The following is a 12,054-nucleotide window of genomic DNA, read 5'->3' as shown; positions in this document are numbered from 1 at the left end:
TAAATTTAGCCCTCGTTTGGGGGCTAAATTATTTTTAGGTCATTTATATCTTCAAATTTGATCCTAGTTTTTACAACCATAAGAGTTTTGTTCTTGAAATTTACATCGGAGATTAGCCCTCTAGCACTTGCATAGGTATAGCCGTCATGATAGCTCACATATACTTCATCAGCTGGTCTTAACTTGCTTATCTTTTTTAAAATTTCATCGACCTTGCTCTCGTCAAGATCTAGTTTTTCGCATTTTTCTCGCTCTTTTTGTCGCAGGGCTCGCTCTAAGGTTGATAGGGGATTAAACGAGCTAAAAATTTTTACTCTATCTTTACTCGCCACTTTTGTGCCCTCCGATCTTTTTATTTCGGTCTTGCCCAGTGGCTTCTGGTAGTAGATCGATCGCTCTTAAAACCGAGTTTTTACCAAATTTTTCTTTTATGAGATTTAGGGATTTTAAAACCGCCTTTTCTTTAGTGTTATCCTCAAAAAGACTAGAGTGAGCGAGTCTTTCTTTTACTACGTCATTTGCACTGATGCTAATTTGCCTAATCAGCCCAACATTTTTTATCTTGTTTAAAAGTAGCTCTTCGGCCAAACTCATCAGCACACTTGAGACATTTGTTGGTGTCTTAAACCGAACGCTTGCACGCTGGTGTGGCTCAAGCTTGTCGGCAAATTTTATATTTATCGTTATTCCACTTGCCATTACTTCTTTGTTGATCATCCTAAGCGCTAGCCTATCAGCCATCTCTTTTAGTACGACTACCGCCTCACAACGTTCGTAGTCTCTTGGTAAAATTTCAGAGCTAAAATAGGATTTTGTGCTTGGTTTATATGCTTTTATATCAGCTATTGTTGTTGGCTCTATGCCATTTGCGTGATCTACCGTTATATAGGCATCAACTCCAAAAAATTTCTCAAGTAGGCTTCGCGGAGCATTTGCTATATCTTTCATACAAAAAATTCCATGTTTTTCCAGTTTTAGTCTAGTTTGCTTACCGATACGCCAAAAGTCATCTAGCGGTTGATGCGTCCAAAGACGTTCTTTATAAAGCTGCTCGTCTAAAAATGCAATCCCATCATCACTGTGCTTAGCTAGGATATCAAGGGCGATTTTTGCGAGGTATAAATTTGTACCCATGCCACAGGTGGCTGTCACGCCAGTAGTTTTTAAAATTTCATTCATTATCTTTTTGGCTATGGATTTTGCGTCGGTATTATAAAATTTAACATAAGAAGTAAGATCGATAAAGGCCTCATCGATAGAATAGACGTAGATATCGTCTTTTGAGACATATTTTAGATATATCTCATAAATTTTAGCCGCATAGTCGATGTAAAACTGCATTCTAGGTGGTGCAATGATAAATTTTATAGCCTTTGGTATTTCAAAAAGCCTGCATCTATTTTTTACACCTTTTGCTCTAAGAGCTGGGCTAACGGCTAGGCAAACACTTCCGTTGCCACGACTATCGTCAGCCACGACTAGGTCGGCTTTAAACGGATCAAGCCCTCGCTCCACGCACTCAACTGAGGCGTAAAAGGACTTTAGATCAATGACGGCATAAAATTTTTGTACTTCGTTTTTCATGGAGTGATTATAGATGAAAATTAGTAAAAGTTCGTTTTTGAAAAATCGATCTTAAGGCTAAAATTTCTAATAAAAATTTTTTAGAAACAAAATAAGTAAAATGGATAAATTTTACTAGTGGAGTTAGGGTAAATACAATGCATAAAAGAGTTAATACAATTAGCCCTTCTATTGAAAAAAGTAGACAATCAGGTGTTTATATTGGTTTAACAGATAGAAGTGATGTAAATTTTAGTAAAGTAAAAATAAAAATGGCGAGTCTATGCTTGGGGTTTTTGCTATACCAACATTTGATAACAGTGATGAAGATGCCAAAATAGATGGCAGAGTTAGAAATTATGGATTTGGTATTTTTTCAAGGCTAAATTTACCACGTGATTTTTATATCGATCTCATGGCAAAAGCTGGCAGGAGTCAAACTAAGGTTGATGCAAAAGATGTAGATTATAAAATCTCGATGCCATACTACAATGCTAGCTTTGGCGTCGGCAAAAAGATAAAATTTGATAGTTTTATGCTTGATAGTGGGCTAAACTACGCACTCTCTTATGTCGGTAGCGATGAGGCAGATATCGGACAAAGCACATTAAAATTTAACAGCGTTACATCAAGTAGAGCTAAATTTTACTCAAAAATAGCAGTAATCCAAGAAGACGAGGAGATCAGCCTAACTCAAAAAGGCACAAGCTCAGAGGTTGAGGTCGGTCTAAGATATACGCCAACTTATGCAACACTCATAAATTTTGGCATAGCACAATCTTTTGGCAAAAAAGATCAAAGCAGCGCAAAACTTCAGTTTGCTTATAGATTCTAAAAATTTAGTGGCTTTTTAGCCACTAAATTTACTTATTTTTATAGATTTAGCCGTAAATCTTCTTTAAATTTTCAAGCTTTGTACTAGCATTTAGTAGTAACATATCGGCGATAACTAGCCTTATCATCGCAGTTGCAACGACACTACCACGTATACCTATGCAAGGATCATGTCTACCTCTTAGCTCAAAATCTACCACTTCGCCAGCTAAATTTAGCGTCTTTTGCTCTTTAAATATCGAAGGCGTAGGCTTAAAATGGCTCTTTAGCACGATCTCGGCGCCACTGCTTATGCCCCCGAGCATACCACCAGCGTTGTTGCTCAAAAAGCCAAGCTCGTCCATCTCGTCATTGTTTGCTGAGCCAAGCATGGAGCTTACATTTACGCCAGCACCTATCTCAACGGCTTTTACACCATTTATGCCCATCAAAGCCGCTGCTAAAGCGCTATCTAGCTTATCATAAAGTGGCTCACCAAGACCAGCTGGCACTCCTCTAGCCACGCTTAAAACCACAGCTCCCACGCTATCGTGCTCGCTTCTAGCTTTATTTACCACTTCTTTCATCGCTTCTTCGTTGCCAAGAGCGTAAATTTGAGAATTTTTAGCAAAGTTAAAGTCTATTTTGTCACTAAAAACTTTACCGATACTAAGCACTCCACTTAAAATTTCTATATTAAACTCATTTAAAAGTAGCTGTGCAAAAGCTCCACCAGCTACTCTAATGGCCGTTTCTCTTGCGCTTGAGCGTCCGCCGCCTCTGTGATCTCTAAAGCCATATTTTTTGAAATATGTAAAATCCGCATGGCCAGGGCGGAAAATTTCACGTAAATTGTCATAGTCGTTTGACTTTTGGTTGTTGTTAAAAATGGCAAAACCTATCGGTGCTCCAGTGCTTACTCCGTTAAAAATACCGCTAAAAATTTCTATCTTATCGGCTTCATCTCTTGCCGTTGTAAAGTTGCTTTGTCCCGGGCGGCGTCTATCTAGCTCACTTTGGATGAAATCTACATCTATCTTTAGCCCAGCTGGAAGTCCGTCTATCACGCCACCAATCGCCACCCCGTGGCTCTCGCCAAAGGTCGTTAAGGTTAGTTTTTTGCCAAATGTATTCAAAATTTTTCCTATTTTTTGATTTTTTCTAGTGCGATTTTTGCTGCGAGCTGTTGGGCTTGCTTTTTAGAGCTGCCAACGGCGCGTGAAATTTCTTTGCCATTTAGTAGCAAGGCTATCTCAAATTCTTTCTTATGATCAGGACCTGACGTGCCGATGAGCTCGTATATTGGTATGACACCAAGACTAGCCTGAGTAACCTCTTGAAGAGCGGTTTTGTAGTCCTTTTCGAGGTGTGCAAAGTCGATCTGTGGATAGCAAAGTTCAAGCAGAGCGATCGAAATTTCTCGCACTTTATCAAGTCCAGCCTCAAGGTAGATAGCGCCCATCACTGCCTCAAATGCGTCACTTAAGATGCTATCTTTCTCGCGGCCGCCGTTGTTTTCTTCAGCCGTGCTTAGCCTTAAAAATTTACCCATTTTTAGATGCCTTGCCATATTTGCAAAGCTTTTTTCATTGACAAGCGCAGCTCTTAGCTTGCTCATGTCGCCCTCTGCGATCTTGCTAAATTTTTTAAAAAGATACTCAGCTACAAGCAGATCCATCACCGCATCGCCCAAAAACTCGAGCCTTTCGTTATTTAACGCCTGCTTGGTGCTCTTGTGAGTCAGCGCCTCCTCGAGAAGCTCTGTTTTTTTAAATTTATATCCAAGATTATGTTCAAATTCTTCTAAATTTTTCATCTTTCGTTCTTATCTTTTATCTTTTGTGCCTCATCTCTTGCCATCTGATCGCACTCTTCATTTTCAGGGTGTCCAGCGTGCCCTTTGACCCAGCTTGCTATGACCTTATGGGGCTTTGAAATTTTCAAATACTCCTGCCAAAGCTCGACATTTTTTACGTTTTTAAAATTTCTCTTTTGCCAGTTTGCAAGCCACTCATTTATGCTATTTACCACGTATGAACTATCGGTAAATAGCCTCACCTCACAAGGCTCTTTTAACGCTTTTAGCCCCATTATCGCAGCTTTTAGCTCCATTTGATTATTTGTAGTAAATGCCTCGCCTCCGCTTGCTTTTTTCTGCGCTTCGTTAAATCTCAATATATACGCCCAGCCGCCAGCTCCAGGGTTTCCAAGGCACGAGCCGTCGCTAAAAAGTGTTACTATCTTCACTTGCTTTTTCTGTGATGTGGGATAAAATTTTTACACTTCCTAGCTCGTGACAGACCGGACAGCGGTAAAAATGCATAGGAAATGAGTTTTTGCAGCTTTTACAAACATAGTTAAAGCTTAACCCAGCCGCGTCAAATTTAGCGTCTTTTAGTTTTTTGATGACGTTTAGCTCAAAGCCATAAATTTCACATGGCTCATCTATATCGCCCTTTGCATAAAAGAGTGATTTGTACTTTGGATCGTTTAAATTTATAGGCGTTTTTAGGTTGTAAAGCAGATCGATCACATCTTCAAAACGAGCAAAATCTTTTAAATTTTCTAAATTTTCATTGTGTCTTATGAAAAGGGCTAAGATCATGCGTTTTAAAAGCTCAAAATTTTGGCTAAGGTGCGAGAGAATTTCTACCTTTTCGTTAAAGCTTAAATTTCTATCATCAAGCGTGCTGATCGCCTTTATATAGGCCTTTTGATCTTTTACATTTACACCAAGTTCTTCAAGAGAATTTAGCGCATAAAGGGCTTCTTTGTAGTTTTTCAGTTTTTCATCTATCATCGTTAAAAAGCGAAGCGCAAGCACATTTCTTGGGCTTAGTTCAAGCACTTTTTCAAAGACTTCGCTAGCTTTTTTCAAAAATCCAGCCTTAAAATAGACCTCTCCAAGCTCGTTTAGGATAAATTCTTTTTCATTTTTATCTCTAACTTTGCCAAGTGCGATGAGATAAACACTAATTGATTTTTCAAAATCACCATTTTTAGCAAAAGTTTGCCCTAGCATGCAAAGGCTTTGAGCGTCTATCTCTGGGCTTTGTAGCATCTGTTTATGCTCGCTACTTATGCCATCTTTGCTATCAAATTTTCTTATAAATTTTTCAATGCGTTTTTTCTCATCTTTGCTTGAAAAGATACCCCAAGCATAGCTTAATGCGGCTATCATCAAAATAATGCTAAATAAAATAATAAGGCTAAATATCGGATCTCTGTGCCCAATGAAAAAAATATCCACGCTCATACTTTGTAATAAAATTTTACTTTAATTATAACAAAGCGGTTGTATAATTTTGCTTATGATAGATCCAAAATCCATAGAAAAACTCAAAAATCAAATCGATATCGTTGACATTATAGAGCACTATTTACCAGTTAAAAAAATGGGTGCAAACTACAAATGTGTCTGCCCATTTCACGATGATAGAAATCCTAGTATGAGCATAAGTCAAAGTAGGCAAATTTTTCACTGTTTTGCTTGCAAGGCCGGCGGAGATGCGATCAAATTTGTAATGGATTATGAGAAATTAACCTATCCAGAAGCTATCGAAAGAATAGCTAGCCTTGTAAATTTTAGCCTCGAATACACAAGCGATAAAGCCCCAACACAAAAAGAAAATAAGCATATTTTGGAAAAGGCAAATGCCTTTTATAGGAGCGAATTTTTCAAGCATGAAGCCGCTGTGAGATATATCTATTCTCGTGGCATAAATGACGCGATGATCGAGAAATTTGAGCTTGGCTGGGCAGGGGAGAGCGCTAGTACTATTAGGCTTTTACAAAATGAAAATATCGAGCCAAAAGAGGCGCTTGAAGTTGGCATAGTAAAACAAAACGAGAAGGGAATTTATGCTAGTTTTATTGAGCGTATCACATTTCCCATATATGCGCACACGGCAAAATTAGTTGGCTTTGGCGGTAGAACGATCTCAGATCATCCTGCAAAATATGTAAATTCTCCACAAAGCATAGTTTTTGACAAGTCAAAGCTGCTTTACGGCTATCATTTAGCTAGACAAAGCATTTTTGAAAAGAAGCAGATTATCATCACAGAGGGATATTTGGATGTTATCATGCTGCACTTTGCTGGCTTTACAAACGCTGTTGCCGTGCTTGGGACTGCGCTTACGACTAATCACTTACCACTTTTAAAAAGAGGAGAGATAAGTGTTGTGCTTTGTTTTGATGGTGACTCGGCTGGTATAAATGCCGCTATAAAGTCATCTCGTCTTTTGGTTCAAAACGAAATAGATGGAAGCGTTGTAATCATAAAAGATGGTGCAGACCCTGCGGATATGGTCTTTGCAGGTAGAAGCGACGAGCTAAAAGAGATGTTTGGCTCAGGGACTGAGCTTGGCGAGTTTTATATTGAGCAAATTGTAAAAAAATATGATATTACGCGCCCAGTGCAAAAGCAAAAATGTTTAGAAGAGATAGTGGAATTTACAAATTCTCTAAAGCCAATAATTGCAAAAAGTTACGAATTACTGGTCTCAAATTTGCTCAAAATAGAGCTAAATACTTTTAGCCTTCATGGGCAAAGATATATAAATAGACAAGATCAAAATTTTACAAATGCAACGACAAATAAACAAACAGCTCAAAAAAAAGATAAAACTGATATTTTAGAATTTAGTGTTTTAAAGAGCATGCTAGCAAATAAAAATTACGAAGCTATTGTTTTAAACGAGCTTGAGGAGAAATTCTTCTTGCACCATAAAGATTATTTTCAAGCTGTTTTATTGCCAAATATTGAAGATAATGCGGTGCTTGTTAGAGAAATTTATGTTGATGAAAGCTCAAACGTAGCTTCTAGTGAAGATAGTCTTAAAGAGGCCATTTTAAAGCTAAAGCTAAAATACTACGAGAAGTTTCGCGAAGATACTAGAAAATCACAAAAGCCAAATAAAATCGAAATAATGCAAAAAATTTCAGAGATTATTAAAGGCTTACACAACAAACTACAAAAAAATTAGATTTCAAAATTTAACACTTATTCAGCTTTAAATCATAAAACTAAATGTAAAATGTTCAAGGTAATAAATATTTTTAAGATTAGTTTTATTTTTAAGGATTTATTATGATAAATTTTAAAAGATTTGAGGCTAATTTTAATGCTATAAGCAGATTTGGAGCATTAAAAGGTGGAGGATTAACAAGGCTTGCATTTAGCAAAGAAGACTTGGAAGCTAGAAATTTTCTTATAAATTTAATAGAAGAAAATGGCTTTAAACTTAAAATTGACAATGTTGGCAATATCTTTGCCGTCTATGATGATGGCTGTGATCAAGGTGAGAAGCCAGTTTGCGTAGGCTCTCACATAGATAGCGTGCCAAATGGCGGCTTTTATGATGGTACGCTTGGCGTTATGGCTGGACTTGAAGCATTAACCTCGATAAAAGAGGCTGGCATTAAGCTAAAGCGTCCGCTTTGGCTCATAAATTTTTGCTGTGAAGAGTCAAGTAGGTTCAAGACAGCGACAATTGGCAGCAAGATAATAAGTGGTAAACTTGGTCTACAAAGGCTTCATGAATTAAAAGACGAAGATGGCATTTCGCTTTTTGAAGCGATGAGCAAATTTGGACTTGAGCCACAAAATTTAAATGATTCTATTTTAAAAGAACACTCACTCCATTCATATTTAGAACTTCACATTGAACAAGGCCCAGTGCTTGAGCGAAGCGGCATAAGCGTTGGCGTAGTAAGTGGGATCGCCGCTCCTATAAGATTTGAAATTATTATTCATGGCAAGGCAGATCACAGCGGTGCAACTCCGATGAATATGCGTAGCGACGCGCTGCTAGCTGCTTCACACATCATAATCGCAGCCAATAAATTTGCTAAAAATAAAAAAACAGCTGTGGCTACTGTTGGTTACGCACATGCAAAACCAGGCGTTTTAAATGTCGTGCCAGGCGAGGCAAGGCTTGGAGTTGATCTAAGAGATATTGATAAGGTAAGCTTAGAAGAGCTAAATTTAGAGCTTAGAAATTTTATAAAAGAGCTAAGCAGTGAGCTAAATTTTAGTTATGAGATAAGAGAATTAAGTAGTGACGAGCCAGTAAAACTAAGCGAACATACTATAAATTTACTAGGCGAAGAGGCTGCTAAACTTGGCATAAAAACGCTTACTTTGCCAAGCGGAGCTGGACACGATGCGATGAATCTAACAAAACTTGCAAGTAGCGTTGGCATGCTTTTTATACCTTGTATTGGTGGCATCAGTCACAATATAGCAGAAGCTATAAATTTTGATGATGCTTTCAAAGCTACACAAATTTTAACAAATGCACTAATTAAACTATCAAATGAATAAGGAGAAATCTATGGATAAGATAGCAAATTTGGCTCTTTCTTTAAAAGATGAGCTGATCAAGGATCGCAGGTATTTTCACTCACATCCAGAGACTGGCTGGTTTACATTTTTTACAACCGCTGTGCTAGCAAAGAGGCTTAGCGATCTTGGTTATGAAATAAGCCTTGGTGAAAAAGTCGTTAAAGCCGATGCAAGGCTTGGACTTGGCTCAAAAGAGCAATGCGAAAAAGCAATAGAAAGGGCCAAAAAACTCCTAAGTCCTGAAGAGGCAAAATATCTTCCTTATATGAAAGATGGCTTAACTGGCCTAACTGCCTTTATAGATACGAAAAGGCCTGGTAAATTTACAGCATTTAGATTTGACATTGATAGCGTCGATGTGACAGAGAGCGAGGATGCGGATCACAGACCTTTTAAAGATGGCTTTGGTGCAGATATCGCTGGTATCACGCATGCTTGTGGGCATGATGGTCATATATCGATAGGTCTTGGTGTAGCAAAACTTATAGCTGAAAATTTAGATGAGTTTAACGGTAAATTTAAATTTATATTCCAAACAGCAGAAGAGGGCACAAGAGGAGCTGTGGCTATGGAAGCTGCTGGTGTGCTTGATGGTATAGAGTACCTATTAGGCGGACACATCGGCTTTCAAGCAAAAACCAATAGAGGCATCATCTGTGGAACAAATAAGCTACTTGCAACTTCAAAATTTGACGTGCATATCACAGGTCGTTCAGCTCACGCAGCAGGAGCACCGCAAGATGGCGCAAATGCACTTTTAGCTGCATCTCAAATGGCGTTAAGCATGCATGGCATCACAAGACATGCAAAAGGCGTGACTAGGATAAACGTAGGCGTTTTAAAAGCAGGTGAAGGCAGAAACGTCATTGCTCCAAACGGCTATCTAGCTTGCGAAACAAGAGGTGAGGATACAAATTTAAACGAATTTATGTATGAAAGATGCATGGATATCGTTAAAGGCGTTAGCCAAATTTACGGCGTAGAGAGTAAAGTCGTAATGACTGGTGGCACAAGCGGAGCTGACAGCGATAAAGAGGTAACAGAAATTTTCTATGAAGCAGCTAAAGAGAGTCCATTTATAGATGATGATAAGATCGTAAAAGAGCTTGACTTTGGTGCTTGTGAAGATTTTGCTCACTTTATGAGAGCTTTGCAAGACAAAGGCGCAAAGAGCGGATATATGATGATCGGTACAAATTTAAAAGCAGGCCATCACAACTACAAATTTGACTTTGACGAGGAGTGTTTGGTAGCCGGAGTTGATGTCTATCTAAGATCTGCTTACAAACTAAATGGAGTAAAAAAATGAAAAACGCTTTACTAATCAGCGCTTCAAGCTACAAAGATACTGGTTACTTAAGACACTGCGAGGGTTGGATTAAGGAATTTTTAGGAAGTGACGCGGACGAGGAGATACTATTTATCCCTTATGCTGGGGTTAGACGTACAAATGACGAGTATGAACAAAAGGTGATAGAGTGTCTAAATAATAAAAATATCAAATCTATCCACTGCTATGAAGATAAAATTTCTGCTATCAAAAATGCAAAAAGTATCGCAGTTGGCGGCGGAAATACCTTCATGCTACTTCACATGCTCTATAAGCTAAATTTGATTGAGCCTATAAAAGAAGCTGTGGCAAATGGTGCAAAATACTTTGGCTGGTCAGCTGGTGCAAACATCGCTGGTAAGACGATAATGACGACAAATGATATGCCTATCATCATGCCAAAGTCATTTGATAGTCTAAATATCTTTCCTCATCAAATAAACCCGCACTTCATAAGTGGCAAGCTAGCAGGTCATAACGGTGAGAGTAGGGAGGAGAGGTTGGAGGAATTTTTGATAGCTAATCCAAAAGAGACTATCTACGCTTTGCCTGAAGGTACGGCTTTGCTCATAGAGGGTAGCGAGACCCAGGTCATAGGACACAGTGAAATTTTAAAATTTGAGTATCAAAAAGAGATAGAAAAAATAGAAGTTGGAACTAAATTTAAAATCTAAACAAGGAGAGAGGTATGGAAACATTTAAGCTAATTGCTGCCATTCTTGGTATCGCAGCTGTTGTAGCGCTTCTAGTCTTAAAAAAAGAGACAAGAACGGTGCTAATAGGCGTTGGTTTGCTGCTTTGTATAATCGCACTAAAACCTATGGGAGCATTAAGTGCTTTTACTGACTATATGACTAAAGCAGGGCTTATAAAGGCGATTTGTGCAAGTATGGGTTTTGCATTTGTTATGAAATACACAATGTGCGATAAACACCTTGTCGCACTTCTTACAAAGCCACTTAAAAATGTAGGCTTTATTTTGATCCCCGCAACAACCGTGTTAACTTATTTTATAAATATCGCTATCCCTTCAGCTGCAGGATGCTCCGCTGCTGTTGGTGCGACACTTATACCGCTTCTAATGGCTTCAGGTATCCGCCCAGCTATGGCTGGCGCTGCTGTTTTTGCAGGGACATTTGGTGGAGTTTTAAGCCCAGGATCGGCTCACAACGTCTATGTGGCTGATCTTGTTAAAAAGACGGTTGAGGGCTACACAGTTCAAGATGTCATAAAAGTACAAATTCCAAGTGCATTTACTGCTCTTGTTATCGTAGTGATCGCATTAGTTATTGTTGCGATACTGCTTAAAGACTATCAAAAAAATACAAATTTTACTCTTGAAAGTAGTGCTGCTAGCGAAGAGAAGCCGCTATTTAAAGTAAATTTCATCTACGCTATTATGCCTTTAGTTCCACTTGTTATCTTGGTTATTGGCGGAACAAGCCTAGCAAAAGACTACAGCTTTCTTGCGTGGACAAAGATGGGCGTTGCTGAGGCAATGATACTAGGTGCCATCATAGCTATCTTTGCTACGCTTACAAATCCGCAGAAGATCACAAAAGAATTTTTTAACGGAATGGGCCACGCTTATGCCGATGTTATGGGTATCATCATCGCAGCTGGTGTCTTTGTCGCTGGCTTAAAGGCATGTGGAGCCGTTGATGTGGTCATCGCATGGCTAAAAACAGATCAAAGTTACGTTAAATTTGGCGGAACATTTGTGCCATTTATCATGGGTATAGTTACAGGTTCAGGCGACGCTGCTACATTTGCATTTAACGAAGCTGTCACAACAAATGCCGCTGCACTTGGCTTTGAACAAGATAAGCTTGGTATGGCTGCAGCTATTGCTGGTGCTTTAGGTAGATCGGCTTCTCCGATTGCCGGTGCTGCTATCGTTTGTGCAGGCATTGCTATGGTTAGTCCAGTTGAAATCGCTAAAAGAACATTTTTAGGTATGTTTGTCTCTGTTGTAGCGATTGCATTTTTTGTCATCTAA

The 12,054-nt window shown here is 38.7% G+C and carries 12 protein-coding genes; 6 read left to right on the top strand and 6 right to left on the bottom strand.

Translation table 11 applies throughout. The features are described 5' to 3' along the window. Positions 1-23: 23 nt before the first annotated feature. Complete coding sequence (locus B9N62_RS06555) at positions 24-332, bottom strand: YolD-like family protein (protein ID WP_257640210.1); 309 nt, start codon at positions 330-332, stop codon at positions 24-26. After that, positions 322-1,584: a Y-family DNA polymerase gene (locus tag B9N62_RS06550; RefSeq protein ID WP_087584856.1), complete on the bottom strand. Its 1,263-nt coding sequence runs from the start codon at positions 1,582-1,584 to the stop codon at positions 322-324. The genes B9N62_RS06555 and B9N62_RS06550 overlap by 11 nt, the downstream gene beginning before the upstream one ends. A gap of 262 nt (positions 1,585-1,846) precedes the next feature. Between B9N62_RS06550 and B9N62_RS06545 the strand changes: the two genes are divergently transcribed. Beyond that, positions 1,847-2,398 (top strand): autotransporter domain-containing protein, encoded by a 552-nt coding sequence (locus B9N62_RS06545; RefSeq protein ID WP_087584855.1) that lies wholly within the window; start codon positions 1,847-1,849, stop codon positions 2,396-2,398. Between the two features lie 46 nt (positions 2,399-2,444). Here B9N62_RS06545 and aroC read toward each other — a convergent pair whose 3' ends face one another. From aroC to B9N62_RS06525, 4 genes are read right to left on the bottom strand one after another with little or no spacing between them, the layout of a single operon-like run. Continuing rightward, positions 2,445-3,512 carry a chorismate synthase gene (gene aroC, locus B9N62_RS06540; protein WP_087584854.1) on the bottom strand — a complete coding sequence of 356 codons (1,068 nt, stop codon included), beginning with the start codon at positions 3,510-3,512 and terminating at the stop codon, positions 2,445-2,447. Positions 3,513-3,520: 8 nt separating this feature from the next. Next, positions 3,521-4,192: a ribonuclease III gene (gene rnc / locus B9N62_RS06535; protein ID WP_087584853.1), complete on the bottom strand. Its 672-nt coding sequence runs from the start codon at positions 4,190-4,192 to the stop codon at positions 3,521-3,523. Continuing rightward, the gene (rnhA, locus tag B9N62_RS06530; RefSeq protein WP_087584852.1) at positions 4,189-4,623 is read right to left on the bottom strand and encodes a ribonuclease HI; all 435 of its coding nucleotides are present in this window, start codon (positions 4,621-4,623) and stop codon (positions 4,189-4,191) included. Before rnhA ends, rnc begins: the two co-directional genes overlap by 4 nt. Continuing rightward, entirely contained in the window at positions 4,601-5,632 is a 1,032-nt protein-coding gene (locus B9N62_RS06525) for a tetratricopeptide repeat protein (RefSeq protein WP_257640209.1), read from the bottom strand. The genes rnhA and B9N62_RS06525 overlap by 23 nt, the downstream gene beginning before the upstream one ends. A 55-nt stretch (positions 5,633-5,687) precedes the next feature. Here B9N62_RS06525 and dnaG point away from each other — a divergent pair, with 55 nt between their 5' ends. The 5 genes from dnaG to dcuC all read left to right on the top strand — a co-directional run bounded on the left by dnaG (position 5,688) and on the right by dcuC (position 12,054). Continuing rightward, positions 5,688-7,364, top strand: coding sequence for a DNA primase (dnaG, locus tag B9N62_RS06520; protein ID WP_087584850.1), 1,677 nt, complete (start codon positions 5,688-5,690; stop codon positions 7,362-7,364). Between the two features lie 104 nt (positions 7,365-7,468). Continuing rightward, positions 7,469-8,704: a M20 family metallo-hydrolase gene (locus tag B9N62_RS06515; protein ID WP_087584849.1), complete on the top strand. Its 1,236-nt coding sequence runs from the start codon at positions 7,469-7,471 to the stop codon at positions 8,702-8,704. A 10-nt stretch (positions 8,705-8,714) separates the two neighbouring features. Further along, the gene (locus B9N62_RS06510; protein WP_087584848.1) at positions 8,715-10,034 is read left to right on the top strand and encodes an amidohydrolase; all 1,320 of its coding nucleotides are present in this window, start codon (positions 8,715-8,717) and stop codon (positions 10,032-10,034) included. Then, on the top strand, positions 10,031-10,729 hold the full coding sequence (gene pepE / locus B9N62_RS06505) for a dipeptidase PepE (protein WP_087584847.1): 699 nt from the start codon (positions 10,031-10,033) through the stop codon (positions 10,727-10,729). The genes B9N62_RS06510 and pepE overlap by 4 nt, the downstream gene beginning before the upstream one ends. Before the next feature lie 14 nt (positions 10,730-10,743). Beyond that, entirely contained in the window at positions 10,744-12,054 is a 1,311-nt protein-coding gene (gene dcuC, locus B9N62_RS06500) for a C4-dicarboxylate transporter DcuC (RefSeq protein ID WP_087584846.1), read from the top strand.

It is taken from the genome of Campylobacter concisus (genome assembly GCF_002165785.1).
GTDB classification, from domain to species: domain Bacteria; phylum Campylobacterota; class Campylobacteria; order Campylobacterales; family Campylobacteraceae; genus Campylobacter_A; species Campylobacter_A concisus_W.
Note: the sequence above shows the minus strand (reverse complement) of the source record. Positions and strands in the feature narration are given on the sequence as shown.

What these genes read in the sequence shown, in the direction of transcription:
- B9N62_RS06550 (WP_087584856.1), bottom strand. Translation starts at nt 1,584, where the DNA reads ATGAAAAACGAAGTACAAAAATTTTATGCCGTCATTGATCTAAAGTCC.
- B9N62_RS06545 (WP_087584855.1), top strand. Translation starts at nt 1,847, where the DNA reads ATGCTTGGGGTTTTTGCTATACCAACATTTGATAACAGTGATGAAGAT.
- rnc (WP_087584853.1), bottom strand. Translation starts at nt 4,192, where the DNA reads ATGAAAAATTTAGAAGAATTTGAACATAATCTTGGATATAAATTTAAA.
- B9N62_RS06525 (WP_257640209.1), bottom strand. Translation starts at nt 5,632, where the DNA reads ATGAGCGTGGATATTTTTTTCATTGGGCACAGAGATCCGATATTTAGC.
- dnaG (WP_087584850.1), top strand. Translation starts at nt 5,688, where the DNA reads ATGATAGATCCAAAATCCATAGAAAAACTCAAAAATCAAATCGATATC.
- B9N62_RS06515 (WP_087584849.1), top strand. Translation starts at nt 7,469, where the DNA reads ATGATAAATTTTAAAAGATTTGAGGCTAATTTTAATGCTATAAGCAGA.
- B9N62_RS06510 (WP_087584848.1), top strand. Translation starts at nt 8,715, where the DNA reads ATGGATAAGATAGCAAATTTGGCTCTTTCTTTAAAAGATGAGCTGATC.
- pepE (WP_087584847.1), top strand. Translation starts at nt 10,031, where the DNA reads ATGAAAAACGCTTTACTAATCAGCGCTTCAAGCTACAAAGATACTGGT.
- dcuC (WP_087584846.1), top strand. Translation starts at nt 10,744, where the DNA reads ATGGAAACATTTAAGCTAATTGCTGCCATTCTTGGTATCGCAGCTGTT.